A 26,346-nucleotide genomic window follows, 5' to 3' on the forward strand; every position below is an offset into this window, starting at 1 on the left:
CGGCTTTATTAATGATCTATTTTGGGTTTTCCAAAGAAAGCAGGGTCGATACACCCTAATATGGGGTTCGCGGGTGGACAGACATTGCCTGCAGTGGCAAGAATCTGTCTTAAAAATGGCAAGTCAGCAGGGCCACTTGAACGCTGCAGGCCAAACATCAAGGTACTGAGCCATGATCTCCGACAGTCGAACCTATGTGATTGCCGAAATCGGTATCAACCATAATGGCGATATCGACCAGGCCCTCGAAATGATCCGCAAGTCGAAGGAGGCCGGGTGCGACGCAGTCAAGTTTCAAAAGCGTACGATCGACGTCGTCTATTCCGCTGAAGAGCTGGCGCGTCCCCGTGAAAACGTCTTCGGCGCGACGAACGGTGATCTGAAGCGCGGTCTGGAATTCGGCAAGGCCGACTACGACCGCATCGACAAGCTGTCGAAGGAACTGGGCATCGACTGGTTTGCCTCGCCATGGGACGAAGGCTCAGTCGATTTCCTGCTGGACTACGACACGCCCTATATCAAGGTCGCTTCCGCGATGGTGACCGATCGGGATTTCCTGGAGTATTGCGCTCGCAGTGGCCGGCCCTTGCTGGTTTCCACCGGCATGAGCGACATGGCTATGGTGAAGAGCTTCGTTGACGTGATCGAGCGCTCCGGCGGCGAGATCGCCTGCCTGTACCACTGCACCTCCACCTATCCGACGCGCGATGACGAGATCAATCTGCTCGGCATTTCGACCCTGAAGGACGCTTTCCCTCATCTGAAGATCGGTTTTTCCGGTCACGAAGAAGGCATCCTGCCAAGCGTCTGTGCCGCCGCTCTTGGGGCGTGTTCCATTGAACGGCATGTCACGCTGGATCGCTCGGACTGGGGGTCCGACCAGAAGGCGTCGCTTGAAATGCCGGAAGTCGCTGAGCTGGTTTCGCAGGTGCGCCGGGTGGAAGTGGTCCGGGGTGACGGGGTTCTGCGCTTCTATGAAGACGAGAAGCCGATTGCGGAAAAGCTTCGCCGGAAAGTCACGCTGCAGGCGGCGTGAGACAATTGAGGTATTGGTGGGCTGACCGGAACCGGTCGGCCCTTTTTTTTGTTCAAGAGCCATTTATGTCCATCATTGACCGCTGCCTGAATCTTTACCGGGGGGAGAGCTATTATGTGGCTTATCCAGCCCGGCCGCTCCCGCAGGACTATTGGGAAGCAAAGACGGATCCGGACGGCAAGGTCAGGGATATTGAAGCCGAGCGTGATCAGCGCAAGGAAGATGTTCGCTATATCGCGGACTACGTCAACGCACGGTCGCCGGGACGAGTGCTTGATATCGGCTTCGGCCTTGGCGAATTGCTTGAGCAGCTCACTGGCAAGAACGAGTGTTTCGGCCTGGATCCTTCCGAGAAGGCGGTAGAGGTCGCTCGCCAATGGTGTTCGGCAGAGCTTCGGCACGGTGTTCTGGAGAAGGGTACGTTTCCTTCAAGCACGTTCGATGTGGTGACCGCCAACCATGTCATCGAGCATGTCGACGAGCCGATCCCCTTTGTTGAAACCATCTTCGAGATCCTGAAACCGGGTGGTGACTTCATTTGTGGCACGCCGAATTTCGCTTCAGCGGCCGCCCGGGTCTACGGTGATCGTTTCCGGTTGCTGCATGACCCAACTCATGTGAGCCTGTTCTCTGACGATTCTCTTGTCAGGCTGCTGCGTGACACGGGATTCCGCATCGAAATGGTCGAATATCCCTATTTCGGAACGCGTTTTGCCACGCGCGAAACGTTCGACAGCATGGTACGGGGCGACGCGGATGTGTCGCCGGCGTTCTGGGGATCTTTCGTAACCGTGTTCGCGCGCAAACCAGAGTGACTCCAGCTTCCCCGAGGTGGTTGAGCAGAAAATGAAAATAGTAGCGGCCATTCCTGCCAGAGGCGGTTCCGTCGGTCTTCCGGGCAAAAACATCCGGCCCTTGAACGGCATTCCGCTTGTCGGCCGGACCGTGCGTGCTGCACGCGGGTCGCGTTTCGTGTCTGAAGTATTCGTTTCGAGCGATTCAGCGGAAATTCTGACAGTCGGTGAGAAATACGGGGCAAAATCCGTTTTGCGCCCGACCGAGCTTTCCGGACCGACCGCGAGCTCGGAATCCGCGTTGATCCATCTTCTGCAGAACGAGCCAAGCCTTGTCAGCGAACCGCCGGACATTCTGGTTTTCCTGCAGTGCACGGCCCCTTTCACGCAGGCGCATCATGTCGATCATGTTGTGGAAGCGCTGCTGGCCAAGAATGCGACCAGCGCGATCTCGGTGGTCGATGACCATGGCTTCTACTGGGAAGTCGGCCCCAGCGGCGAAGGCGTCGGTCTCAACCATGATCCGAGCAAACAACGCGTGCGCCGGCAGGATATCTCTGCAAGATACAGGGAAAACGGTGCCGTCTACGCCATGCGTGTTCCCGAATTCCTGGAAGCAGGCAACCGTTACTGCGGAAAGACGATCCTGGTTCCGGTGGATTCGACCTGGATCGAGATCGATACTTCGCAGGACTGGGACATGGCCGAGGCTTTCATCCGGTCAGAACCCTTCACCGGCTTTCTGACCGAGACTGAGACCCAGCCCTTGCGGGCGGTGGTGACCGCCTTTGCCGGTGTGCACACGGACAATACGGTTTTCGTCAATCGAGACGGCACGGAGTCAATCGTCTGCAACCGGTATGATGAAATCGGTCTCGATCGTCTGCTTGGCCGCGGCATGATGTTGCTGATGCTGGATCGGGAAGAGGACAGTCTCGCTGTCCAGCGCGCCCGCAAGCTTGCCATGGATTACAAGCATCATCTGTTCGACAAGATGGAAACCCTTTCGGACTGGCGCACCAAAAAGGGGCTGGAGTGGTCCGAGATTGCCTATATCGGCGCAGACATTGCGGATCTCGACTGCATGAAGGCTTGCGGTCTGAGCATCGCGCCGCGCAATGCGCCGGCTGAAGTGAAGGCAACGGCAACGGTGGTTCTGGAAAGCGCCGGCGGTGCCGGTGTGCTGAATGAAGTCTCCGAGCTGCTGATTGCACGGGGCATGATTGCCAACTGACAGGACCGTCATCACTCCAGGTGGTGACATGGAAGAATTTGGGTTCGGGGATCGCGATACGTGCAATCTGCAAACGTCTTCGCTCTCCGGGCACCTTGCGACTGAGAAGGTGAAATATGGCCGTAGACCCACTGCAAAAGAACGTTTCGGTGTTCGATACACTGCAGCAGCTCGGCCTTGCATCCCTTGAAACCCAGAGTGTTTTTGCACCCCGGACCCGCGACAAGGAGGGTTTGACCGTCTATCGCGACACGGTTTCAGGTGTTGTCTACATAAATGATTACTATGTCGGTGACGAGACCTACGAAGGCGCTGAACACCGCAAGGACGACTTCTACAAGCGCATCGACTGGGACTATGAATACCAGCAGGATCAGTACCGGCGTCTGGATGCCTACAAGCAGTTTTATACGGGCAAGACGGTCACCGAGTTTGGATGCTGGAAGGGACTTTTCCTGAGAGAGGCAGCCAGTCGTGGTGCCGATGTCACGGGGATCGAGCTGCACAGGGGCTACATCGAGGCGCTGGTTGCCGATGGCTATCGCTGCGTGGACAATCCAAACCAGATCGCTCCGGCAACGCAGGATGCGGTCTTTGCCTTTCATGTGCTGGAGCATCTTCCCGATCCGCTTTCAACCTTGCGAGACTTGCGCGCACTGCTGACAGACACTGGAACACTCGTTGTCGAGGTTCCGCATGCTTCCGATTTCCTGTTGTCCAATCTTCAGAACGAAGCTTTCAAGAATTTCACCCTCTGGAGCCAGCACCTTATTCTTCACACCCGCGAAAGCCTGAGGCGCCTGCTTGTCGCTGCCGGCTATGCGGATGTCGTGATTGAAGGGGTGCAGCGGTATCCGCTTTCCAACCATCTCGGCTGGCTTGCCAACGGCAAGCCCGGAGGCCACAAGTCAAGCCTGTCCGCATTGGAAACACCGGAACTCAGGTCGGCTTACGAGGCCGCGCTCCGCAAGATCGACGCGACCGATACGCTTGTTGCGATTGCCAGAAAGGCTCGCTAAGGCGGGGCGGCCAGTTCAACGAATGATCGCACTGCTTTGCCGCAGGTTCACTGGCAGCGCCTGCAAAGCTTTCTACAGGCCCAGCCGTTCGTTCCGTTTGCCAGGATAACCGGCTGCCAGTTCTTCACGCATGACCTGAACGACCTGCGGTACCATCTCCACCGTCGGATGCGTCTCGTCGATGTAGATGTACTTCATGCTTGGATACCAGGGCGGATTGGCCTGGCCGAGCAACAGGGCGGGTTCCACCGGGCCGAAGCGCACGCAGGGAACACCCAGAATGCCCGCCATGTCTGCAACACTGGTATTTGCCGAAACCACAACATCGCAAATGGCGGTCAGGTCAGCGGCCGCCATCAGGTCGTTGAAGAGATCGACGTCCGGGAAATAGGTGAACTTTCCTTCCGAGCGGGCCACCAGGAAGTCGAGCTCCTTTTGCAGGGCCATGTACTGAAGATTGACGTAGATCGCGTCTTCAGCATCAAGGATCGGCGCAAAATCAGGCGCGGACAAGTAATAGCGCGCGCGGTATTTTTCCAGGTTCCGTGAGCGCCAGGAGACGCCGATAATCGGTTTCTTGTCGGCGTCCGGCAGCCTGCCGAGATATTCGCGGGCCTTTTCCTGGTTGAATTTGTAGACCGGGTAGGGGGCGTTCTTGAAGCTCTTGAAATCTCGCCGGAAATAGCGCGCAAGATCGACCATGTTGGCCGTTATGTCGTAATCCGCATCCTCCGGGGCCTGGTCGTCCTTTGGCGTGCCGGGCCTGACAAGGATCTCCGGAAACGAATTCTGGAAGAAGGGAACGGACTTCGCCGACACTTCGAGAATGAGCTTTTTCGCTCGCGCCTGGATATCGAGAAACATCGTGCCGCACTTGAGCGCGTCACCAAGCCCCTGGTCGCCCCAAAGCAACACCGTCTTGTCCGAGATATCCTCGCCTTCCCATTCCGGCTTTGGAAACTCCCGTCGCTGGGAAGTTGCTTTCTTGTCTTCAAAGCGGGCCGCGTGAATGTCCCAACCCGTTTCGAGGTTGCCCATCGACAGATAGGCGAGCGACAGGTTCCAGTCGAGGCCGGAAATCACGCCGCCAGGCGCTTCCTCCTTTGCCTTCTGCAGAATGTCGATACTGTCCTGTCCGCGGCCGAGCATCAGGTAATGCACCCCGAGCGTGACCTTGCAGTGATAGTTGCCTGGTGTGCCTCTGACGGCCTCTTCGGCGTATTTCAGGCCCTCGTGTGCTCTGGAGATCGAGAACAGGACACGGGCCTTTTCGTGGAGAAGGAGCGGGTTGTCCGTGAAGCGCTCCAGGGCCTTGTCGATCGCCTCGAGCGAGGCGTCGAACTGTTTCAGTTCAAGGCGGCAACGGGCCTGTTCGATGCAGTTCTCGACGTTGTCCGGTGCGAGTATTTCCGCGCGTTTGAAGAAGGTGAGTGCTTCCTCGAAACGGTTGTTCTTGCGCAGAAGCAGGCCATAGTTCGTATAAACTTCGCCGTGGTTCGGATTGGAGACAAGCAGGCTCTTGAAGATCGCTTCCGCTTCTTCAACCCGTTGCAGTCCGGTCAGCGCAATTGCCTTGATGTTGAGCGCCTCGCGCTCCTTCGGGTTGAGCGACAGGGCTTTTTCCGAAACGGCGAGCATGCTTTCCGAATCCGTTCCGATGTCCATCATCGCTCGGGCGAGGTTGGCATAGAACGACGCCTGGTTCGGATTCTGCGCAATTGCCTTCTGGATGTATTCAACGGCCTTTTTGGGAGATCCCAATTGCCTGTAGGTCACGCCTAGCAGATTGAGCGCATCCGGATTGGTCGGCGCCTTTTTCAATACCAGCTTGTAGCACCGCTGCGCCTTTTCGATCTCTCCGGACTGATGATAGGACAGCCCCTTGACGAGCTTTTCGCGTAAAGGATTTGGAGCGGTTTGGGTGGCCATCTTCTATCTGCTCTTCGGGAATCACTTGAAGAACAATAGCAGGAAGGGGTCTCAAAGGCAGGCCGACAAGCCAAACTGTCCGGATTACCTTGGGGATTGAACCTGAATTTCTTGCTCGATAGAGCTTATTGCCGGCGGAACTGCTGTGACTGGAATTGCTGGCGTTGGTATTGTTGCGGCTGCCCCCGCTGCGGCCGGTAGTCTTCGCGCTGGTATTGCTGGCGCTGATAGTAGGACCTGTTTTGCGGCAGGCCCAGCCGGCGTTGTCTTTCCAGTTGCAAAAGGCGAACTCTTTCTTCGCGCAATTGCTGAATGCGCTGCGCTTCTTCCAGTTCACGCCTTTCCTGTGCCAGTCGTTGTCGCTCGAGCTCCAAAATCAACATCTGCTGCTGCAGAAGCGATTGATTGAGTCGCTGTTGCTCGTCGGTGAGCAGGGGGGCAGACGGCAGTTGGATGTTCTGCGAGGACTGCGCGCGAGCGACCGTTGCGGGCGCAAGGACCGCAAATAACAGGAAAAGTGCCGCAGCTTTTTTGGTCGCGGAGCGAAACATGTCATCCATGCCCAGTGCCGGAGCCAGGGCTTTGCTGGCGGGCAACACGAAACCGGATCACTTCCGGTACGCCCGATCATCAGGATCCGCTCAACAGAACGGATCCGACCAATATACACGCTCACCTTTTGCAGGGCTGGTTTTCAGGAAAATTTGCCCAGATTTCTGGCAAGAGTTGCAATTGTGGTGAATCGGATCACGGCAAAGTAGTGAAAATTGCGGCAACCGGATCTGGAGGTAATCAAAAGGAAAATGGTGGGCGATACTGGGATTGAACCAGTGACCCCTCCCGTGTGAAGGGAGTGCTCTCCCGCTGAGCTAATCGCCCATGCCTTGGCGGCTGGTGGCGCGTATCTAGGGCAAATCAACGGCTTGCGCAACACCCTTTTTCTGAAGCCGACGTCTGTTGCTGGGGCTCATCGGTTCAAGCCAATTGCTTTTTGTACTGATGCCACGGAAAGAGGTGACCCGCTGTCCCGGGCGAAAATATTTGTCGTCTGACCGGCAATGTCTGGAAAATCGGGGTGCCGTCATGTGGAGCGGTTTCTTGTCGGCGCGGTCTTCCGTCTGGTGAGGTATTCATCGAGCGGTCGGATCCGGAAGGCTGTCGTATCGCGTGACAGATTATGTCAGGAGCCGTTATCAGTCTTCGCGAAAAGGCCGTATTTAAAGCAGACGATCGGATACGCTGACTGTTTTTTGGAGTGTTTTTAAATGATTGCACGCGTTTCTTCTCTCGCGCTCGTGGGTCTTTTCCTGCCTGCCGGGGCGTTTGGCGCCGACAATGGGCCCATTACCAGCATCACGCTGTCTTCGGGTGGTCTCGCCGAAGTGGTGCGCAAGGCGGATATTGACAGCAGCGGTCTGATCAACATGACGGTCCCGCTCGAACAGGTGAACGATGTGCTGAAGAGCATTGTCGTGTTCGACGAGGCAGGCGTTGTCGAGGGCATTACTCTTCCCGGCCCGAACCCTCTGGCGGAAACCTTCAAGAACCTGCCGTTCACCGTTGAGGACCTGCAGTCGCCCGCACGCCTTCTGGCAAAACTGCAGGGAACCCGCGTGCGTCTGGAAAAGGCCGGGTCTACGGTCGAGGGTCTCGTTCTCGGCGTGTCGGTGCAGGATGACGGCGACAGGGGGCAGTCCTTTGTCATTTCGGTTCTCAGTGATGGTCGTATCACCGGTGTCGGCCTGTCCGCAGATACCGAAGTCACGTTTCTCGATGAAGACATTCAGCAGAAGGTTGCCAAGGCCTTGTCGGCCGTTGGCAACGGCAAATCGGACGGCGCGCGAACCGTTGCCTTGAAAGTGGCAGGCGAGGGCGAACGCGAAGTCGCGGTTTCCTATGTCGTGCCGGCGCCCATCTGGAAGACGGCTTACCGCGTGGTGACGATGGCCGATGACAAGGCCCGGCTGCAGGCCTGGGCCGTGCTTGAAAACGCCAGCGGCGAAGACTGGGACGATGTCAGGATAACCCTGTCCTCCGGCGCACCGGTAACGCTGAAACAGCGGCTCCACGATCTTTACTGGAAGCAACGGCAGGAAGTGCCGGTGGATGTGTCCAGCGGCTACGTGCCTCCTGTCGACATGGGGGCGGAACCGCAGTTTGATGTTGCCGAGAGTGAGGCCCGCATGCCGGGCGCGGCGCGATCCAGTTTCATTGGCTCGGCGGTTGCGCCGGAAATGGTTCTCAACATGGCCGCTGCCAATGTCGGCGAGGTGAGCGAAGGCGCGGTCACCGCGTCCTTCACAATTCCATGGCTTGTCGAACTTGAAAGCGGGGAAACCCTGTCGGCACCGATCGTCGACAAGGTCGTGTCCGCCGAGACGGTTTCCGTATTCCAGCCTGAAAGCGGCCTGCAGCATCCCATTGCTGCAATCCTGATCAAGAACGAGACCGAAACCAGCCTGCCACAGGGCATCCTGACGGTTTATGACGAAAAGGAAGGATATGTCGGTGATGCGCAGATCAGCGGCATGCCTTCGGGCGAAAGCCGCATGGCAAGCTTTGCGACCGACAAGAAGGTCAGGATTGCACAGTCAACATCTGCCGACAGCCAGATCGTCTCGATCAAGGTCAATGACGGGGTTCTGAACGCGATGGTGCGCGAGCGATCCTCGACGCAATACGCGATCAAGGGAGCCCCGGACGGTGACCGCACGATCGTCATCGAGCATGCCAAACGTTCCGGGTGGCAGTTTTCCTCCGAGCAGGAATTGGACAGCACCGCAACGCACCACCGTTTGAAGGTGGAAGTGCCTGCGGGAACAACGGAAACGGTTGCCGCCCTGCAGGAGCGGACCTTGTCGGAGACCTATTCACTGATCTCCACCGATGCGAACCAGCTGCTTTATCTCTCCAGGCGCTCGCCGGACAAGGAAACCGCTGCAAAGCTGAAGGAACTGTCGGAGCTGCAGAACGAGATCGCGCAGATCGAGCGCCAGATCCAGCGCTTGCGGCTGGAAAAGGATGAGGAGAGCCGGGACCAGGAACGCCACCGGGCCAACCTGGCGGCTCTGGAGCCGGGTGCCGATCTCTACAAGCGTGCCGCCCGCAAGCTGGAGGAAAGCGAAACCCGGATCGAGGATGTCGATACGGAAATCGCCGCACTATCCGTGCGCCGGGAAGAAATCCGTGAAACCCTGGGCGATGCCATCAGGACGTTCTGATGTCTGACAGAACCTGCCTCAGGACTTGAGCGAAGCGATTGCACCAGCCAGCTCGTCGAAATGCGAAATGACCCGGTCCGGGGAAAGGTCCCGGACCGGCACGACCGTATAGCCGAAATCGACCGCGATGACCGGAATGCCGGCGTTACGGGCGGCATCGATGTCGGTGCCGCTGTCACCGATCATGATGGAACCGCCGATTTCTCCACCCGCCCGGTGGATGGCACCATGCACGGGTTCGGCATGCGGTTTGGCCACGGAAAACGTATCGCCGCCGACGACGGCGTCGAAATGCCTGGCGAGATCGAGTGTAGCCAACAGCGGATGCGTCAGCCGCTCGGCCTTGTTGGTGCAGACCGCCAGTTTCCATCCGTCTTTTCGGAAGTTTTCCAGCGCCGCGACAACGCCGTCGAACGGTTTGGTGTGAACCGCGATATTGGCGGCATAATGCTCCAGAAAATGCACATAGAGCGGCGCCACGGTTTCATCGGTCCAGGAAATGCCGTTGAATTCCAGGCCGCGCTGGATCAGCACCTTTGCACCAAGGCCGACCATGTTGGCGACGTTGTCCTGAGGAATGGCCGAATGTCCTGCGGAGGTCATGACGACGTTCAAGGTGGCGACGAGATCTTCCATGGACGACACCAGCGTGCCATCCAGATCGAAAACCAGAACGGACATGAGACCCTCTGAAATGCAGGAGCAGGACGGCAAGAACGCATTCATGCTGAAAGGCATGATTGCGGGCAGGTAAACCGGCCCCGGAATGTGGAAAAGGCCTGCATTCACCCGAACGCAGGCCACCTTCAATGCCTAGCTGCATAGCCGCTCCGCCGCAAGGGGCGTGATGGGCAGGGCTGGAAAGTTAAATGGCATTGACCCATAAACGACGCGAAATGGCTTCACCTTATACAGTGAGCGTGTGGCTGGGTATGCAGCCAATCCGCGCATTTTTCCTGACATAGTTTTGCGGTTTGTCACGCCGGTAACATCGCATTTTTAATGCCAGTGAAAGACTACCCGCAGGATGATTTACTCGCTAACAATGCCAATAGTCTTGCGCGGTCGCTGGTTTATGAAAGAGAGAAAGAACATGAAATATCCGATGTTGATAGCCGCAATTTTGGCGTCAACTTTAGCTATCGAGTCAGCACGAGCTGATTGCTACGGAATGTGGGACAGTGATCATGAAGACGTAAAAAGAAGCAGTGAAAAGCTTTTGGCTGGTAATTATGAAGATTTTATAGGCGTAATTGACAATATTATTTCGGCGCCTAAAGATAACTTCGATGCTGTGGTCGAACCATTTTTGCGGTATTTTCCAGAAGGTTTCGATAAGTGTAGAATATTGGCACGAAAGAATTACTCAGAAAGCATGTCGTCGTACCTTTTTGAGTTCTCAAAAACTGGATCAATTGTATATCTTTATGAAGTCGCTCTTAATGGTGCGGGAGGTTTTGATAGTGGAGTAATACAGGTTCAAGTAACTACAAATTTCAATGAAATTTTTGACTATTTTGATTAATTATTATTTTAATTCTTTAGAGGTTCATGCAGTCAATTCTGATGTATGACCAAGTCAGTAAGGTGCCGATGACAAGGCAGGCTCAAACACAAAAATGGCAGGGCTTCCATACTGGCTCCCTAAGTCGACATTGCGAAGTGTGGTAGCTGCTTCGCAATAGTTAGAGAAAATCTTCGAACGGGTCCTGCGCTTGATCGGCACTATTTTATCGATAGTGCAAGACGTGTTTATTCTCTCGTTTGGACGCTCTCATTTAATGTAGGCCCATATTGCCATGTCCGTTCTTTTGAGGAAACTGGACCATCATACTCCGCGATCAAAACGCTAGAGTTTGTACGCGGTCCGGAAGCCACCCCAGTGACGGCCCTGAACGATGATCGGCGCGTCGATCTCCTTCATCCAGACGATATTGCCGCCGCCCATGTCCCGGGCATAGGACTGGATCAGGAAGGGGCGCGTGTTGCGCGCCGCGCTGAGGCCGGCCCGGTCATCGAAGATGCGCTTGTTGCGGCAGTTGGCCGTGTTCCAGGCAACATCATCCGGTTTTTGCGGCTTCGAGTAGATCAGATTGTGTACCGGCAGATAGCCGTTGCGATCGACCGAGGCACAAAAGGCCATACCCTTGCATTTGCCGAGGATTTCTTCCTGGATCGTTGGCAGGATCTTTTCCAGATGAGCCAACGCGCGCGTCGACACTTGCGGCGGGTTGGTGCCGGCTATGTGCTGGTAATTGGTATCGAACAGGTCGTCCATGGTCAGCTGGTGCTGCGCGATAAGATCTTCCATCGCGTTGGAAATGCGTGAAGCCCCAGTCTGGACGCGTTCCACTTCGGCAGCGTGGCTTTCATGAATGGATGCGATCTTGCGCTCCAGGGCCGCCTGAAACCCGGCATCCTTGTTGACGAAGCAACCGTGGCAACCATGTTCGGAGACGGCGACGATGCGGACTTCCACCTGGCCGATCCCGGTGAGATCAAGACGGGCATTCATGCCCTGTTTCAGGTTGGAGCCACCTTCGGGCCGGAACAGCGTGCCGCCTTCCGAAATATCGTGGGTCTCGATCTGTGCGGATGTTCCGCCTGCTGTCACCGATCCGGAAATCTTGATCGGCAATCGGTCGTGCTGACGACGATCGCCGATTTCGGTCTGCCGGATCATCATGGTGAAGCGGGACTGCAGCGCTTTGGAAGCCGTGCTCATTTCCGCACCGGTTTCGCGCGCCAGCATGCCACCTTCTTCTGCTGCCGCAGCAGACTCCGTGATCGTCTGCGCGGTGCGCAGCACTTCCTGAACGAAGTCCGCCGTCTGCTGTGCCTGGTCACCGATCCGGTTCGTGGTCTCTACCTGGGTCTGAACCGCATCTTCGACCGCGGCAAAGCTGGGCCGTATCCTGCCGATAACATCGATGATCTGGTTGACCGAGCCAAGGCTGAGTTCCGCTGACTGGTTGAGGCGGTCGATGTTGGCGACGATCTGTTCTGTTGCCGACTGGGTTTCCACCGACAACGCCTTCACCTCGCTCGCGACAACGGAAAAGCCACGACCGGCTTCGCCTGCACGGGCAGCTTCGATGGTGGCGTTCAGGGCCAGCAGGTTGGTTTGCTTGGCAATGTCCGAAATCAGGCTGACGACATTGGCAATGTCATCGATCGCGTTCTTGAGCTCCAGAACACCCTGGTTGACCTGGGCTGCGACGTCGCGCGCCTCTTGTGCCAACTGGTTGGACACACCGACCTGCTGTCCGATTTCGCTGCTGGAGGTGGTGAGATCCTGAATGGACGTGGCCAGTCCCGAAGCGTTCTCATTGGCAACGGCCGATTGGTCCGCAAGCGACTGACTGTCGCTGCGGATGGTCTCCAGCTTGTCCATCTGACTGACGAGCCGGTCCTGCACCTTCTCCGCCGCGGCGTTGATGGTCTTGGCCGCGACTTGCAGATCGTCTTCCAGGCTGTCCAGTACGAAGCTCATCTGGCTGGCCGCCAGCTGCGCTTCCGGCTGGTTTTCGGAAGTATTGTCAGTTTCCTCAGGGGCAGGTATCTTGTTGTTTAAATTATTGTATTCGTCTTTCTGCCTTGGTCTAAGTCGAAGAATGTTCATTTGATTCTGTGCTTTCCAAACCCTAGACAATTGAAAGCATTATCTATTGTTGGTCTGAAATGATGGTTAATAAACCACGGATATGGGCGCTATGGCGGTGTTTCCCCGTTGAAGAGGGGGAATGTCACTGGACCGGCGGACGCCGGCCATGTTAAGCACCCGGCGGCCGGATGGAGATGATTGCTTGGTCTTCTCCGCCGACAGGTTGGCCCTAGGAACGGTAAATGAGCGACCAGTACAAGAAACTGGCGGCGGAGCGCGCTGCCGACGATGTCACATCCGGAATGCGTCTTGGAATTGGGACCGGTTCGACCGCGGAATTCTTCGTCCATGCACTTGCCCGTCGGGTACAGGATGGCCTGGACGTTATCGGTGTGCCGACTTCGGAGCGCACGCGGAAACTGGCGTCGAGCCTCGGCATTCGGCTGACCACGCTTGATGAATTGCCGGAACTTGATCTGACCGTCGACGGCGCCGATGAACTGGACCCGCACCTGTCGCTCATCAAGGGTGGTGGAGGAGCCTTGCTGCGCGAGAAGATCGTGGCATCAGCGTCGGCCAACATGATCGTCATTGCAGACGGCAGCAAGGAAGTTGCGACGCTTGGCCGCTTTCCCCTGCCGATCGAAGTCGTTCCCTTCGGCCTGGAAGCAACGCGGCGCGCGATCCTGAAAGTGTTTGGGGATCTTGGTCTGCCGTTGAACATGGCTTTGCGCGGCGGATCGGCTCAGCCTTTCGTCACGGATGGAGGTCACTTCATCCTGGATGCGCAGCTTGAAAGCATACCCGAGGTCCAGACCCTGGGCGACCGGCTGGTTGCCATTCCGGGGGTTGTCGAACACGGCCTCTTCATTGAACTTGCAACAAAAGCTTACGTGGCCGGCACAGATGGGGTAAAGACCGTCTTGCCCATCTAAGTGGTGTGGATTTGGCTTTCCAGACTAAAGATGAAAGCCGCCTAGGAGTAGAAAAATGAAGCTTATCAAATCTTTCCCGCGGGCAGCTGTATTGGGCGCAGCCATGATGGCCGCTGGTTTTGTCGCCTCGGGCGCAGCCGCACAGGATGCCGTTTCTGAAAGCCACCTTGCCGCAGCCAAGCAGGTTGCCGTTGTGACCAAGGTTTTGGAACCGTTTGACGATATTCTTCCGATCCTTGCTGAACAGACCCGGACGGCTTTCATTCAGTCCGACCCGACCCGTGCGGAAGAAATCGCCGAAGTCGTTCAGAATGTCGCGCTGACGCTGGCGCCGAAGCGGACCGAGCTCAACAATCTGGTTTACAAGGCCTGGGCAGACGCCTTCACCGAAGAAGAGCTGAACCAGCTTGCTGAATTCTACAGCACGGAACTCGGCCAGAAGCTGACCGAAAAGATCCCGACCATCACGCAGTATTCCGTTGGTGCTGCCCGTGAATGGCAGGACAAGGTTTCCACCGAAATGGTGACCATGGTTCAGGAAGAACTGGCGAAGCTGAACGCAGCTCAGTAAGGGCAGGGCTCCCGCGTCGGCCATGCCGATGGCAGGGAACACGCCTTTCACACGAATAAGTGAGGCCGGGGTCATGTCCGGCTTTCGGGCCGCGCAAGCGGCCCAATTCTTTTGGAAATGGCCCGTTTTGGCTGTCCCTGATGGCCTGGCCCGACCGGGCATCCGGACTTGTACCGCAGCTTCGGTTGCCTATCTGCGGGGCTGGCAAGGCTCTGCCGGACGGCAGCCGGCGGACTTTTGATCACGATGAGGCACTGATGACCGACTACGATTACGATCTCTTTGTTATTGGCGGCGGCTCCGGCGGCGTACGCGCTGCCAGAATTGCCGCGACACACGGCGCCCGGGTCGGTATCGCCGAGGAGTACCGTTACGGCGGTACCTGCGTCATTCGCGGCTGTGTGCCCAAGAAGCTGTTTGTCTACGCCTCGAAGTTTTCCGAAGAGTTCGAAGATGCGGAAGGCTTTGGCTGGACGGTCGGCGAACGCGCCTTCTCGTGGGACAAGCTTGTCGCGGCAAAGGATCAGGAGATCACGCGCCTCGAAGGGATCTACCGGCGCAATCTCGAGCGGACCGACGTGGAAGTCCACGACAGCCGCGCGGTGATCGAAGATGCCCACACCGTCCGCCTGCTGTCCACCGGTCAGACCTTGAGCGCGAAATATATTCTCGTGGCCGTCGGCGCGTCTCCGAACGTGGACGAAGGTCTGCCGGGTGGCGAGCATGTCATCACCTCGAACGAAGCCTTTCACCTTGCCGAACTGCCGAGCAAGATCGTGGTTGCCGGTGGTGGTTACATCGCGGTCGAGTTTGCCGGTATCTTCAACGGGCTGGGGGTCGATACGACGCTGATCTATCGCGGAGAGGAAATTCTGCGCGGCTTCGACGGTGAGCTTCGGACCGCGGTTCGCCAGGAAATGGAGAAGAAGGGCATCAAGGTGGTGCTCAACGACACGTTCTCCAGGATCGAGAAGGCGGCAGACGGCACTCTGACAGGCCACACCAAGGGTGGGCTTGCGCTGGAAGCAGGTCAGATCATGTTCGCCATTGGCCGCAACCCGCATACCCGTGACCTCGGTCTTGAGAAGGCCGGTGTCGAGATGGATGCGGCGGGTGCGATCAAGGTTGGTGCGGACTCCCGCACCAATGTGGCATCCATCTATGCCGTTGGCGACGTCACCAACCGTGCCAACCTGACACCGGTTGCGATCCGGGAAGGCCATGCCTTTGCAGACACGGTCTTCGGCAACAAGCCCTGGACGGTCGACCACAGCCTGATTGCCACTGCCGTGTTCTCGCAGCCGGAAATGGGCACGGTCGGTCTTACACAGGAAGAAGCACTGCAGCGGACGCCCAATCTGGATATCTACAAGTCCAGCTTCCGTCCGATGAAGCACACCTTGTCGGGCCGCGATGAAAAGATGCTCATGAAAATGATCGTCGATGCAGACACGCAGAAAGTGCTCGGTGTCCACATCATGGGACCGGATGCCGGCGAACTGGCTCAGATCCTCGGCATCACCTTGCAGATGGGCGCGACCAAGGCCGACTTCGACAGGACGATCGCCGTTCATCCGACAGCTGCTGAAGAACTCGTCACGATGCGTGAACCGACCGAGCGTCTGCGCGGGTAGTTCGGCAGCAATTCAGAAAGTCAGGAGCCGCTGCGGGGTAACTTGCCCCGCAGCGGTTTCATTCTGCAGGTCCTGACGCTGCCCGCCGCAGCGGCTCGTCTTCAGGGTCAGTCAACACGCCGTCTGGTCCAACTTCCAGATCGAGTGAATCGGAATAGAAGGAATACCGGCCCCGGCCGAGTTTCTTCGACTGGTATAGCGCGGCGTCCGAACGGGTGACGAGTTGTTCGGAAGTTGTTCCGTCCTCCGGGGCGATCGCGATGCCGACACTAAGACCGATCTGCGCAATATCGCCACTTGAGATCGGGACGGGCAATTCGCCGGCAGCAACAAGGGCCCGGCAAAGTGTGTTCAAGGTTTCCCGCACAACACTGCCACGATAGATCACCATGAATTCGTCGCCACCGATACGGCAAACCAGACCGGGTTTGCCGACGGCTTTGCTCAGGCGCTCCGCCATGGTCTTGATGACGATATCGCCCGCGGCATGTCCGAAGGTGTCGTTCACCGCCTTGAACTTGTCCAGATCGCAGTGAATGACGGCAAAGGGCTTGTCCGGCAGGGTTTTGACCGAGGATTCCAGGACACGGTTGAACTGCAGGCGGTTAGCGAGCCCTGTTAACGTATCGTGCAGAGCCAGATACCTGTTCTGGTGTTCGCTCGCCTGAAGGGATGTGGTCAGCTGGCCGATCCGCCAGGCAATGCCGAAGGCGAGGGCGCCAAGGGCAACACTCAGAACCACGATGACAGGGACGATGGTTGGCCAGATGGATTCGCCGACGGTCTGGCTGTCCCAGCGAAAGGTTCCGAGCTGGTCGTCATTCTGATCCTTGACAAGATGGCGCGGCCCTTTGCCGGGCACGCCTGCATCTTCCTCAAAACCGAAATTGGCGAAATTCAGCTGCGCGTTGAGCTGACCGAGCAAGTAGGCGTCAACATAATGGGCTGACAGCAGCACGGTGGGAGGCCCGTCGGGCAAAGTCTCTTCATAGTCGTCCGGAATGATCGGCATCGCGCCGAATATGGCCGGTTTGCCGTCGATATGGACAAAACCCATGACGGCATATTCCCCGGGATCTGCTCCTTGCAGGGACTTGTGACCGAAACCGCCAGGCACCCGCACGCGGTTTTGCAGGTACAGCGCCTTCAGTTTTTCATGAACAATTTCAAGCTCCGGCGTTTCGGAGACGGGACGCCGGATGATGTGAGTATAGTCTGCGAAGGATTCAGCCAGAACGTCCCCGTTTCCGGAGATCAGCATTACTTTGCTGTGGCGATAGGTTGACCACAGGGTGTCGAAGCTGCTTCGAACGTAGTCGGGATCGAAATTGCGCACCAGCTTGAGCACCGACTGGTCGGACGACGCGATGCCGATCTGCTCGCGAACGATGGTGCGAAGGTGATCTGCCAGCGTGCTCTGGAACAGACGTTCCTCGTTGGCGATGGCCTGCTGCCGGGAAGCTTGAGAGGCAACGAAACCGACGAACAGCAACGAAACGGACGTAACAGCAATCAGCAATCCGGCAAGCAGAAACGCCAGCCGGGAAATATGCTGCCGGGGAATTTTCGCGGCCTGGTCGCTATATCTACGCCTAAACTCGGTCAAGTTGAGATCCCGATTGGGTCTTTGTTTGTTATTCTGAATTCTTGCCACTAAAGAGTAAAGTGATTGTATCAATGAATACCTTAACAGGATGTGGGAGTATTAAAAAACTCAGGAGTTTTCGTGAGGTGCATCCTCAAAGGACTCTGCCTTTTATAGTATTAATGACAATGTAATTTGCCGCTTTCGGCAGTGCCCGCTAGCGTGACGCCGGAATTGCTTGCAGATCCATCTGCTTGCGGGCCTTGGTATCCTCGATACTGTGCGGGCCTGCAAACTCATAGGCATTGCGGCCCTTATCCTTCGCCCGGTAAAGCGCCATGTCGGCCATGCGGATCAGATCTTTCTCGCTCGTGCCGGACTCTGGCGCGCTGGCAATGCCGATGCTGACACCGATGTCGACCTGTTGCCCTCCACCAATGTCTATCGGCTCGGCAATCGACCGGCGGATTTCCTCGGCCAGTGCTGCAAGCCTGTCCCTGTCTGTATGCTTGGTGAAGAGGACAATGAATTCGTCTCCTCCAATCCGGCTGACGACACCATCCTTGCCGACCAGAAGCCGCATTCTGTCGGCGACAGTACAGATGACCCGGTCACCGGCTTCATGCCCATATGTGTCGTTCACCGGTTTGAAGCGGTCGAGATCACAGGCAAATATCGCAAATCCACGATCCGGCAGGCCATCCAGCGAGAAAGTGAGGCAGTCGGAAAAATGATGCCGGTTCGGCAGCCCTGTCAGAGCGTCGTGTCGCGCAAAGTGGCGGTTCTTCCGTTCGCTTTCTTCAAGCGATGCAGACAGACGGCTGATCTTAGTTGCAAGCGCGAAGGCGACGATTGCGATGATGGACGCCAACAGGACGATCAGCGGCAGGGCCATGATCCAGATTTCGCGACCCGGTTTGGAATGGTCCCATTTGAAATAGCCGAACGTGGACCCGTCTGCCGCCTGTACAAGGTAATTCGTTGGGTGTTTGCGTTCAGGTTCACCGGGGAAAAACCGGAAATCCCTGTAGCCGAGTTGTTCGTTCAGTCCGGTCAGCCAGTCCTGATCTATGTAGACGGCATTGACCAGGATTGCCGGATAGTCGCCCACCAGCCGGACATGACCTTCATCGGGTAGAACCGGGATGGCGCTGAGGAATGCTCGGGATCCGTCGATCTGGGCAAAGGCGGATTGAGACGTTTCCAGCAAGGCGGACTGAGGCATGTACCATTCGGCAAAAACGGAGTTGGAACCGTCCTGCCGCTTCCTGAAAGCCGCAGCCGTTTGTTCGGCAAGTTTCCGAACAAGATTTTCGGCCGGCAATTGCCGATTTTCAATCAGGACATCGTCCCTGATTGCCTGCGCGATCAAGGTCCCGTCCGGCATCACGACGAAAGTCCGGTCGAGGTTGAAATCTTCCCAAAGGTCGCCGATCAGTTCGTCTTCGATGAACTCGCGGTCCAAAGGGGTCTGAAGGGCGTTGAAGGTATCGTCCCACTGAGCCATCGTCACCTGGTCTCGCGCGACCTGGCGGTGGATGTCCTTCAAGGTGTTGGTCAGGCGCATCTGCTCGGCTTCAAGAGCGCGCCTGTCGGCTTCGCCCCAGGCCATGTGGGCAATGAAGGTGAGGGAAGCGGTCGACAGGAAAATCACGAGCGCTGCAAGGCTGTAGATCCACACCGTGATCCGCCGGCCGGCTTCTGGAGCCTCCAACCCTGGATGTGTTGCTTCAGATGTCTTTTTCTTCAAACGGAACAAGAAACCGCCATCCCCTCTTACCCGGATGCGACAGCTGTTTAGCCGAAGAACTTTAACACCGGGTGGGGGAGGCGCTTTTCTAGGGTGCTCACCTAGCGAAAACTACCGAGACACTTAACAAAGCGTTCAATTTCCTCTTCGCAATTGAACGCATGAACCGACGCCCGCACCACGGCATCAAGACCCCGGAGCGGCAAGTCGATCCGGGCTGAGCTGGCCTGGCTGACCGAAACGTTGATACCGGCTTGCCCAAGCCGTAGTTTGGTCTGTGCCGGGCTTTCACCGGCCAGCGAGAACGTGACGATGCCGCCCTTGCGCTGGCCCTTGTCGTGAAGGGTTACTTCGGGAAGTGCAGATAGCTCAGATCGGAGCTGAGCGCCAAGCCCGCAGATCCTGTTGCCGATCCGCTCCATGCCGAAGCCGATTGCATAGCTGACGGCAACACCCAGACCGATCTGCCCCGCGACATAGCGTTCCCAGGTTTCGAAACGGCGTGCGTGGGGAACAAGTTCATAACGATCCTCGTCGATCCACTCCGTTGCCTGAAGATCGACAAACGGCGGTTCTACCTGGTCAAGCACGGCGTCGCTGACGTAGAGAAATCCGGTGCCGCGCGGACCGCGCAGATATTTGCGCCCGGTGCCGGACAGGATATGGCAACCGATTTCGTCGACATTCAGCGGGATCTGCCCTGCGGACTGACACGCGTCGAGAAGATAAAGGACACCGGTTTCCTGCGCGATCTCTCCAACCTCTTCGGCAGGATTGATCAGTCCGGAAAAGGTCGGAACGTGCGTAAGGGCGATGAGCCGCGTTTTCGGACCAATCGCGGCTTTCAGGGCCTTCAGGTCGATTTGCCCGAATTCATCGTCCTCGACAATATCGATCTCGATCCCCTTGCGGCGTTTCATCTGCAGCAGGGCAACGTAGTTGGAGACGTATTCGGCACGGCCGGTGACAACCCGGTCTCCTTCGCGGAAGTCGATGCCGTAAAAAGCCATGTCCCAGGCCCGGGTGGCATTTTCGATATAGGCGATTTCCTGCGGTTTGCTGCCGATCAAAGCTGCCAGAGACGTATAAAAGGTGTCCATTGCGGTCTTGGCGGCCGCTGCGGCTTCATATCCGCCGAGGGTCGCTTCAAGATCAAGATGCTGCTTAACTGCTTCAAGAACAGGAGTGGGGGCCAGCCCCGTTCCCGCATTGTTAAAGTGAATGAGCTGACGTACACCCGGAGTATCGTCCCTCATGAGGTCGATATCCTGCTGGGTAAGAGACGGAACGATCATGACACCCTCGGAAACAATCTAAGAAAAACATACAAGCACTAGACAAGCACCAGATGACGATCACATATTTTGGTTATGGTTCCCTAGTCAATATTGACACTATTCCCGCCGGCGTTGAAGTGACGCCCGGAACCCTCCACGGTTGGGTGCGGGAATGGAAAGTGTGCGGCGAGAGCCCGGACGGCCAGGGGCGCTGCGCCCTGACTGTACGGGAAAAGGAAGGATCACGCATCATGGGGGTGATGGCGCGTGAACCCAAGACCCGCCTTGCCGAGCTGGAACTGCGCGAGAAACGATACCTGAAGGTCGAAGCTGTCGGCGGCGCATTTCGTTGCGACGCGTCCATGCGGCCGGGGCCTGACGAACTGTTTCTTTTTAGGGCTGCTCCCGAACATTGTCGCTGGGGCACGGACAAACATCCGATCCTGCAAAGTTACCTGGATTGCGTTCTGGCCGGGTTCTATCGTTTCTGGGGAGAAGCAGGGATCGATCATTTTCTGGAAACGACTGAAGGCTGGCATGTGCCAGTACTGCCGGACCGTGCATATCCGCTCTATCCGCGCAAGATTGTGCTCGATCCGGAAGTGGCGAAGCTGATCGACAGCAAGTTGAAAGACCTCGGGGTCAACTTTCTTTCCCCAGCCACTTAGGCATTATTGTACCGTCAGCCGAGCAGCGTTTGCAGGCCGTATCCGACCGCAAAGGCGATGCCCGCGGCCAGGGTGCCGATTGCGCTTGTTTCCAGCCCGCAGGAAAACCAATGCCGCTGCGACCAGCGCGCCCTCAGGGAGCCGATGGTAAAAAAGGCGAGTATCGTGAGGATTGTCGCGGTTTCTGCACTGGCTGGCACCGGAATGACGAACGGCAGCAGTGGGATCGAGCCGAACAGAACGAAGGCGGCGAAGGTGTAAAGCGCTGCCTTCATTGGCGATCGCGCCGTGTTCGACAGACCGTATTCGGCCTGCATCATGGTTTCGATCCAGATGGATTTGTTGGAGGAAACCAGCTCGACCAGGGTTTCCAGGTCTGGTCCGTCATAACCCTTGGCGCGGAAAATCTGCCGGATTTCCTCCCGTTCGCCATCTGGCGCCACGGCGATGTGCTTTTCCTCGACCGCCTTGAGGCGCGCGTAATCCTCGATTTCGGATTTGGAACCGGTGTAGTTGGCTGCCGCCATGGAAAACCCGTCGGCAAACAGGTTGGCAGCTCCCAGGATGAGGATAATCGACGGAGAGAGGTCCGCGCCGACAGACCCTGCAACAATGGCAAAGGTGGTGACGGCGCCGTCTATGCCGCCATAGACCCAGTCTCTCAGATAGCTTGCATCCGGTCCTGAAGCGAGCCGGTTCGCGATGTCATCGGGCCTGTGGCTATGCTCCAGACGAGGTGTCGGCATGAGGTCATCCTGTATGATTTCACACACGATGCCCCCCTGGATCACCACCCGCAATGATCCGCCTCAAAGGCAAGGATTTCGTGTCCACGCAGAAGTGGCGAAAATGATCCTTGAAACAGGGTATATTTTGGGGGATTGCCCTGTGGCCTTGGCGGCCCATGAAGTGTATAAGGCCGCACGTTTGCCTTCAATTGGCAGGCCCAAACGAACGAAAATGTCGCGGACCGCGTGATCTAGGGTGTGAAACGAACCTGCGGGTCCAGTGAGGAGTAGGAAGTATGGCGGAGAAGTGGAGCCCGGACAGCTGGAGATCGAAGCCGATCTTGCAGGTTCCGGAATACCCGGATCAAGAGGCTTTGGCGGATGTTGAACAGCGCCTGTCGACTTATCCGCCGCTGGTTTTTGCAGGTGAGGCACGTGCGCTGAAGAGCCAGCTGGCAAATGTCGCGCAGGGCAACGGTTTTCTGCTCCAGGGCGGTGACTGTGCCGAAAGCTTTGCCGAGCATCATCCCGACCACATCCGTGATTTCTTCCGCGTCTTCCTGCAAATGGCCGTCGTGCTGACTTATGCCGCCAGCCAGCCGGTTGTGAAAGTCGGCCGGATCGCCGGTCAGTTCGCCAAGCCGCGTTCTTCCAATTTCGAGAAGAAGGGTGACGTCGAGCTGCCGAGCTACCGCGGCGACATCATCAACGACATCAATTTCACCCCGGAAAGCCGTATCCCGGATCCGGGCCGCATGGCCATGGCTTACCGCCAGTCGGCAGCCACGCTGAACCTTTTGCGCGCCTTCGCGCAGGGCGGTTTCGCAAACCTCGACCAGGTTCATCGCTGGATGCTCGGCTTCATTTCCGATAGCCCGCAGGGCCATCGCTACAAGGAACTGGCCGACCGCATTTCGGAGTCGCTGAACTTCATGAAGGCCTGCGGCATCAACGCCGATAGCGTTCCGCAGCTTCGGTCGACCGATTTCTTCACCAGCCATGAAGCTCTGCTGCTTGGCTATGAAGAAGCCCTGACGCGCGTCGATTCCACCTCGGGTGACTGGTATGCGACTTCCGGCCACATGATCTGGATCGGCGACCGGACGCGTCAGCCGGACCACGCCCATGTGGAATTCTTCCGCGGTATCAAGAACCCGATCGGCCTCAAGTGTGGCCCGTCCATGTCACCGGATGGCCTGCTGGAGCTGATCGACATCCTGAACCCGGAAAACGAACCGGGCCGCTTGACGCTGATCGCCCGCTTCGGCGCCGACAAGGTGTTCGACCACCTGCCGCAGCTCGTTCGCGCTGTCGAGCGGGAAGGCAAGACGGTGGTCTGGTCCTGCGATCCGATGCATGGCAACACCATTTCCGCTGGCGGTTACAAGACCCGTCCGTTCGACCGGATCCTGAAGGAAGTGGAAGCCTTCTTTGCGGTTCATCGTGCGGAAGGCACGCATGCCGGTGGTGTTCACATCGAAATGACCGGCCGGAATGTGACCGAGTGCACGGGTGGGGCACGCGCCCTGACCGAGGACCAGCTCGGCGACCGGTACCACACCCATTGCGACCCGCGCCTCAATGCGGATCAGGCGTTGGAACTTGCATTCCTGATTGCGGAAAACCTGAAGAAGGAACGCGACGGCCGGCAGGTCGAGCCGCTTGCGGCAAGCGCATAAAGAGGATTGCCTCTTCCGTTACGTTATCTGAAAGGGCGGCACTTGCCGCCCTTTTGCGTTTTTTTCGGATTTTTCGGGTTGAACGTGCCCTGAGGTAAGCCTCGCTTAACGCTCGACGCGCATACCTTCTTTTTAGGGAAACGGGTGTAGTGGGGAGTTTGAGTTGTGCGCGATAAGTGGGATCTGACGAAGGTTTCCTGCCTGATTGCGGAAGACAATCCCCATATGCGCTCGATCCTCCGCTCCGTGCTGGCGGGCTTCGGCATCCGTTCGGCTTATGAAGCCAGCGATGGTGCGGAAGCCCTGGAAATGGTCGTTGACCGCAAGCCGGACATTGTGCTTTGCGACTGGGTCATGAGTCCATTCGGCGGCAATGAGTTTCTTCGCATCCTTCGTGCCGACAGGGACCTTGTGGTCAGCACCACGCCGGTTCTGATCGTGACTGCCCATGCCAAGCGCGCGACAATTCTGGAAGGCATCGAGATCGGTATTCACGGGTTCGTCGCCAAACCGATCGCTCCTGTCATCTTGTATCGTCACATCGGCGAAATCCTTGAACGGCAGGAGATGCATGGGCGCTCGAAAGGTCTTCTCGGCCCCGGGCATCAGCAGCCGCTGCGCAAACTGAATGTCACGGACATCTCGTCCACGGCAGCATTGGAACCTTCAGCCGATCAAGCCGGGCTCGCCTTGCTCTGACGATGCCTTCGGGCATGGCCCATCACGACCGGGCTTTTGACAGGTGCCGGCAAATCTACTTCTGGACGTATGCAAATTCAGATTGGACGTTCGCCGATCTAGCGGCTACACCAGAAAGCAATGTCACTTCCTGGTAATTTTCCGATGATTTCAGACCGTTTCAGACTGGCTGTCGCGCAGCTAAACCCGACTGTTGGCGATGTGGCCGGCAACGCAGAGCTCGTTCGCAAGGCCCGTCAGGAAGCCGCCTCTCAAGGGGCCGACCTTGTCTTGACCTCCGAACTGATGCTCGCCGGGTATTTGCCGGAAGACCTTGTTCTGAAACCGGCTTTCGTCAGGCGCTGCATGGAGGCGGCCGAAACCCTTGCCGGTGAAACCGCAGATGGCGGCCCGGGCATCGTGCTGGGGTCTCCCTGGCGTAGCGAGGAAGGTAAAGTCTATAACGCTGCCCTGCTGCTGGACCAGGGTGAGATCAAGGCCGTTCGCTACAAGTACGACCTGCCCAACTATAGCGTCTTTGACGAGAAGCGGGTTTTTGCTGCCGGCCCCTTGCCCGGACCTGTCGACTTCCGCGGTGTGCGCATCGGCTTGCCGATCTGCGAGGATATCTGGAACGACGAGGTTTGCGAGTGTCTGGAGGAAACCGGCGCGGAGCTGCTGCTGGTTCCCAATGGCTCACCCTACTGGGAACACCGGGCGGAACACCGTCTGCAGGTGGTTGTTTCGCGTGTGGTCCAGACCGGATTGCCGCTGATCTACTGCAACCAGCTTGGCGGGCAGGACGAGCTTGTTTTCGACGGCGGATCTTTCGCGCTTCATGCCGATCGCTCGCTGGCATTCCAGATGCCCCAGTTTGAAGCTGCTCTTGGTATCAGTGACTGGAAGCGCGAGGGCGAGACCTGGGTTTGCGAGAACGGCACTTTTGCAAGGCTTCCGGAACTCGATGAGGCGAATTGGCGGGCCTGCGTCATGGGTCTTGGAGACTACGTCACCAAAAATGGCTTTCCGGGGGTCGTACTGGGTCTTTCCGGTGGTATCGACTCGGCCATTTGTGCGGCAATGGCGGTTGATGCGCTCGGTGCCGACAAGGTCCATGCGATCATGTTGCCCTATCGCTATACTTCGGAGGAAAGCATCACCGATGCGGCCGCCTGCGCCAACGCGCTGGGTATTCGCTATGACACTGTGCCCATTTCCGAACCGGTTGAAGGCTTCAGGTCGGCGCTGAGCGATCTGTTTGCCGGCACGAACGAAGACACGACCGAAGAAAACCTTCAATCGCGTGCGCGTGGTGTCATCCTGATGGCAGTTTCCAACAAGTTCGGGCGCATGGTCATGACCACCGGCAACAAGTCGGAAATGTCGGTCGGCTACGCCACGCTTTATGGCGACATGAACGGTGGCTACAATCCGATCAAGGATCTCTACAAGACGCAGGTCTATCACCTGGCTGCATGGCGCAATGCCAACCTGCCGGAAGGGCTGCTTGGTCCGGGTGGAGAAGTTATTCCGTCCAATATCATCACCAAGGTGCCGACTGCCGAACTGCGTGAAAACCAGACCGATCAGGATTCCCTGCCACCTTACGATGTTCTCGACGACATCCTGGAATGTCTGGTGGAAGACGAGATGTCGGTGGGCGACATTGAAAAACGCGGTCACGACCGGGCACTGATCCACCGGATCGAACATCTTCTTTATATTGCCGAATACAAACGCCGGCAGGCGCCTCCGGGGGTGAAGATCACCGAGCGCAACTTCGGCAAGGACCGGCGATATCCCATCACCAACAGGTTCCGCGATCGCTCTTGAGAGGCAGGGCATTCATAAGTGCCTGCCTGGCTGATGTTTCGCAGAATCTGATCGTTTGATTTTGAACGGGCGTGGCAGAAAGCTACCGCCTCATCCTTCGAGACAGCGCTTCGCGCTTCCGCGGGGTGGGTTGTTTTGTGGATCGTCAGTTGTTTGTTGAAAGTGGGCTTT

At 57.3% G+C, this 26,346-nt stretch carries 21 protein-coding genes and 1 tRNA gene; 13 read left to right on the forward strand and 9 right to left on the reverse strand.

Going from position 1 to position 26,346, the window contains the following annotated elements:
- Window positions 1-172 precede the first annotated feature (172 nt).
- From J7447_RS05365 to J7447_RS05380, 4 genes are all read left to right on the forward strand, one after another.
- Window positions 173-1,036, forward strand: a complete 864-nt coding sequence (locus tag J7447_RS05365) for an N-acetylneuraminate synthase family protein (protein WP_023003886.1) — start codon at window positions 173-175, stop codon at window positions 1,034-1,036.
- Between the two features lie 65 nt (window positions 1,037-1,101).
- Window positions 1,102-1,851, forward strand: coding sequence for a class I SAM-dependent methyltransferase (locus J7447_RS05370; protein ID WP_209169005.1), 750 nt, complete (start codon window positions 1,102-1,104; stop codon window positions 1,849-1,851).
- A 31-nt stretch (window positions 1,852-1,882) separates the two neighbouring features.
- Window positions 1,883-3,064 (forward strand): acylneuraminate cytidylyltransferase, encoded by a 1,182-nt coding sequence (locus tag J7447_RS05375; RefSeq protein ID WP_055653552.1) that lies wholly within the window; start codon window positions 1,883-1,885, stop codon window positions 3,062-3,064.
- 116 nt (window positions 3,065-3,180) lie between these two features.
- Window positions 3,181-4,083 (forward strand): class I SAM-dependent methyltransferase, encoded by a 903-nt coding sequence (locus tag J7447_RS05380; RefSeq protein ID WP_209169006.1) that lies wholly within the window; start codon window positions 3,181-3,183, stop codon window positions 4,081-4,083.
- Window positions 4,084-4,155: 72 nt separating this feature from the next.
- On the opposite strand, the gene J7447_RS05385 is transcribed toward J7447_RS05380, so the two are convergent.
- The 3 genes from J7447_RS05385 to J7447_RS05395 form a co-directional block, all read right to left on the reverse strand.
- Window positions 4,156-6,012 (reverse strand): tetratricopeptide repeat protein, encoded by a 1,857-nt coding sequence (locus J7447_RS05385; RefSeq protein WP_209169007.1) that lies wholly within the window; start codon window positions 6,010-6,012, stop codon window positions 4,156-4,158.
- 125 nt (window positions 6,013-6,137) lie between these two features.
- Window positions 6,138-6,572, reverse strand: coding sequence for a hypothetical protein (locus J7447_RS05390; protein ID WP_209169008.1), 435 nt, complete (start codon window positions 6,570-6,572; stop codon window positions 6,138-6,140).
- A 244-nt stretch (window positions 6,573-6,816) separates the two neighbouring features.
- Window positions 6,817-6,891: transfer RNA gene (locus J7447_RS05395), tRNA-Val, on the reverse strand.
- A 386-nt stretch (window positions 6,892-7,277) separates the two neighbouring features.
- Here J7447_RS05395 and J7447_RS05400 point away from each other — a divergent pair.
- Window positions 7,278-9,233, forward strand: a complete 1,956-nt coding sequence (locus tag J7447_RS05400) for a DUF4139 domain-containing protein (protein ID WP_209169009.1) — start codon at window positions 7,278-7,280, stop codon at window positions 9,231-9,233.
- Window positions 9,234-9,251: 18 nt separating this feature from the next.
- On the opposite strand, the gene J7447_RS05405 is transcribed toward J7447_RS05400, so the two are convergent.
- Window positions 9,252-9,914 carry an HAD hydrolase-like protein gene (locus J7447_RS05405; protein ID WP_055656436.1) on the reverse strand — a complete coding sequence of 221 codons (663 nt, stop codon included), beginning with the start codon at window positions 9,912-9,914 and terminating at the stop codon, window positions 9,252-9,254.
- A 412-nt stretch (window positions 9,915-10,326) separates the two neighbouring features.
- On the opposite strand from J7447_RS05405, the gene J7447_RS05410 reads away from it, so the two are divergent.
- The gene (locus J7447_RS05410) at window positions 10,327-10,758 is read left to right on the forward strand and encodes a hypothetical protein (RefSeq protein ID WP_209169010.1); all 432 of its coding nucleotides are present in this window, start codon (window positions 10,327-10,329) and stop codon (window positions 10,756-10,758) included.
- Between the two features lie 324 nt (window positions 10,759-11,082).
- Here the strand turns inward: J7447_RS05410 and J7447_RS05415 are convergent, their stop codons facing one another.
- Window positions 11,083-12,726: a methyl-accepting chemotaxis protein gene (locus J7447_RS05415; RefSeq protein WP_209169011.1), complete on the reverse strand. Its 1,644-nt coding sequence runs from the start codon at window positions 12,724-12,726 to the stop codon at window positions 11,083-11,085.
- 353 nt (window positions 12,727-13,079) lie between these two features.
- Here J7447_RS05415 and rpiA point away from each other — a divergent pair, with 353 nt between their 5' ends.
- The 3 genes from rpiA to gor all read left to right on the forward strand — a co-directional run bounded on the left by rpiA (window position 13,080) and on the right by gor (window position 15,977).
- A complete protein-coding gene (gene rpiA / locus J7447_RS05420; RefSeq protein ID WP_209169012.1) occupies window positions 13,080-13,772 on the forward strand; it encodes a ribose-5-phosphate isomerase RpiA in 693 nt (230 codons plus the stop codon).
- A gap of 55 nt (window positions 13,773-13,827) precedes the next feature.
- A complete protein-coding gene (locus J7447_RS05425) occupies window positions 13,828-14,343 on the forward strand; it encodes a DUF2059 domain-containing protein (protein ID WP_031270696.1) in 516 nt (171 codons plus the stop codon).
- 257 nt (window positions 14,344-14,600) lie between these two features.
- Window positions 14,601-15,977, forward strand: a complete 1,377-nt coding sequence (gene gor, locus J7447_RS05430; RefSeq protein WP_055656438.1) for a glutathione-disulfide reductase — start codon at window positions 14,601-14,603, stop codon at window positions 15,975-15,977.
- A 58-nt stretch (window positions 15,978-16,035) separates the two neighbouring features.
- On the opposite strand, the gene J7447_RS05435 is transcribed toward gor, so the two are convergent.
- From J7447_RS05435 to J7447_RS05445, 3 genes are all read right to left on the reverse strand, one after another.
- A complete protein-coding gene (locus tag J7447_RS05435) occupies window positions 16,036-17,583 on the reverse strand; it encodes a diguanylate cyclase (protein WP_209169013.1) in 1,548 nt (515 codons plus the stop codon).
- 196 nt (window positions 17,584-17,779) lie between these two features.
- On the reverse strand, window positions 17,780-19,243 hold the full coding sequence (locus tag J7447_RS05440) for a diguanylate cyclase (RefSeq protein WP_209169014.1): 1,464 nt from the start codon (window positions 19,241-19,243) through the stop codon (window positions 17,780-17,782).
- 170 nt (window positions 19,244-19,413) lie between these two features.
- Window positions 19,414-20,607, reverse strand: a complete 1,194-nt coding sequence (locus J7447_RS05445; protein WP_209169015.1) for an aminotransferase class V-fold PLP-dependent enzyme — start codon at window positions 20,605-20,607, stop codon at window positions 19,414-19,416.
- A 53-nt stretch (window positions 20,608-20,660) separates the two neighbouring features.
- On the opposite strand from J7447_RS05445, the gene J7447_RS05450 reads away from it, so the two are divergent.
- Entirely contained in the window at window positions 20,661-21,257 is a 597-nt protein-coding gene (locus tag J7447_RS05450) for a hypothetical protein (RefSeq protein WP_209169016.1), read from the forward strand.
- 14 nt (window positions 21,258-21,271) lie between these two features.
- On the opposite strand, the gene J7447_RS05455 is transcribed toward J7447_RS05450, so the two are convergent.
- Window positions 21,272-22,003, reverse strand: coding sequence for a VIT1/CCC1 transporter family protein (locus J7447_RS05455; protein ID WP_209169017.1), 732 nt, complete (start codon window positions 22,001-22,003; stop codon window positions 21,272-21,274).
- 278 nt (window positions 22,004-22,281) lie between these two features.
- On the opposite strand from J7447_RS05455, the gene J7447_RS05460 reads away from it, so the two are divergent.
- The 3 genes from J7447_RS05460 (at window position 22,282) to J7447_RS05470 (ending at window position 26,175) form a co-directional block, all read left to right on the forward strand.
- Window positions 22,282-23,664 (forward strand): class II 3-deoxy-7-phosphoheptulonate synthase, encoded by a 1,383-nt coding sequence (locus J7447_RS05460; RefSeq protein ID WP_023003903.1) that lies wholly within the window; start codon window positions 22,282-22,284, stop codon window positions 23,662-23,664.
- A 165-nt stretch (window positions 23,665-23,829) separates the two neighbouring features.
- Window positions 23,830-24,363, forward strand: a complete 534-nt coding sequence (locus J7447_RS05465; RefSeq protein ID WP_209169018.1) for a response regulator — start codon at window positions 23,830-23,832, stop codon at window positions 24,361-24,363.
- Window positions 24,364-24,507: 144 nt separating this feature from the next.
- Entirely contained in the window at window positions 24,508-26,175 is a 1,668-nt protein-coding gene (locus J7447_RS05470) for an NAD+ synthase (RefSeq protein ID WP_152506975.1), read from the forward strand.
- Window positions 26,176-26,346: the final 171 nt, after the last annotated feature.

It is taken from the genome of Labrenzia sp. R5_0 (genome assembly GCF_017743835.1).
GTDB lineage: Bacteria > Pseudomonadota > Alphaproteobacteria > Rhizobiales > Stappiaceae > Roseibium > Roseibium algicola.

What these genes read in the sequence shown, in the direction of transcription:
- J7447_RS05460 (WP_023003903.1), top strand. Translation starts at nt 22,282, where the DNA reads ATGGCGGAGAAGTGGAGCCCGGACAGCTGGAGATCGAAGCCGATCTTG.
- J7447_RS05445 (WP_209169015.1), bottom strand. Translation starts at nt 20,607, where the DNA reads ATGATCGTTCCGTCTCTTACCCAGCAGGATATCGACCTCATGAGGGAC.
- gor (WP_055656438.1), top strand. Translation starts at nt 14,601, where the DNA reads ATGACCGACTACGATTACGATCTCTTTGTTATTGGCGGCGGCTCCGGC.
- J7447_RS05450 (WP_209169016.1), top strand. Translation starts at nt 20,661, where the DNA reads ATGACGATCACATATTTTGGTTATGGTTCCCTAGTCAATATTGACACT.
- J7447_RS05410 (WP_209169010.1), top strand. Translation starts at nt 10,327, where the DNA reads ATGAAATATCCGATGTTGATAGCCGCAATTTTGGCGTCAACTTTAGCT.
- J7447_RS05375 (WP_055653552.1), top strand. Translation starts at nt 1,883, where the DNA reads ATGAAAATAGTAGCGGCCATTCCTGCCAGAGGCGGTTCCGTCGGTCTT.
- J7447_RS05405 (WP_055656436.1), bottom strand. Translation starts at nt 9,914, where the DNA reads ATGTCCGTTCTGGTTTTCGATCTGGATGGCACGCTGGTGTCGTCCATG.
- J7447_RS05400 (WP_209169009.1), top strand. Translation starts at nt 7,278, where the DNA reads ATGATTGCACGCGTTTCTTCTCTCGCGCTCGTGGGTCTTTTCCTGCCT.
- J7447_RS05370 (WP_209169005.1), top strand. Translation starts at nt 1,102, where the DNA reads ATGTCCATCATTGACCGCTGCCTGAATCTTTACCGGGGGGAGAGCTAT.
- J7447_RS05470 (WP_152506975.1), top strand. Translation starts at nt 24,508, where the DNA reads ATGATTTCAGACCGTTTCAGACTGGCTGTCGCGCAGCTAAACCCGACT.
- J7447_RS05425 (WP_031270696.1), top strand. Translation starts at nt 13,828, where the DNA reads ATGAAGCTTATCAAATCTTTCCCGCGGGCAGCTGTATTGGGCGCAGCC.
- J7447_RS05415 (WP_209169011.1), bottom strand. Translation starts at nt 12,726, where the DNA reads ATGAGCTTCGTACTGGACAGCCTGGAAGACGATCTGCAAGTCGCGGCC.
- J7447_RS05385 (WP_209169007.1), bottom strand. Translation starts at nt 6,012, where the DNA reads ATGGCCACCCAAACCGCTCCAAATCCTTTACGCGAAAAGCTCGTCAAG.
- J7447_RS05380 (WP_209169006.1), top strand. Translation starts at nt 3,181, where the DNA reads ATGGCCGTAGACCCACTGCAAAAGAACGTTTCGGTGTTCGATACACTG.
- J7447_RS05365 (WP_023003886.1), top strand. Translation starts at nt 173, where the DNA reads ATGATCTCCGACAGTCGAACCTATGTGATTGCCGAAATCGGTATCAAC.
- J7447_RS05390 (WP_209169008.1), bottom strand. Translation starts at nt 6,572, where the DNA reads ATGGATGACATGTTTCGCTCCGCGACCAAAAAAGCTGCGGCACTTTTC.
- J7447_RS05455 (WP_209169017.1), bottom strand. Translation starts at nt 22,003, where the DNA reads ATGCCGACACCTCGTCTGGAGCATAGCCACAGGCCCGATGACATCGCG.
- rpiA (WP_209169012.1), top strand. Translation starts at nt 13,080, where the DNA reads ATGAGCGACCAGTACAAGAAACTGGCGGCGGAGCGCGCTGCCGACGAT.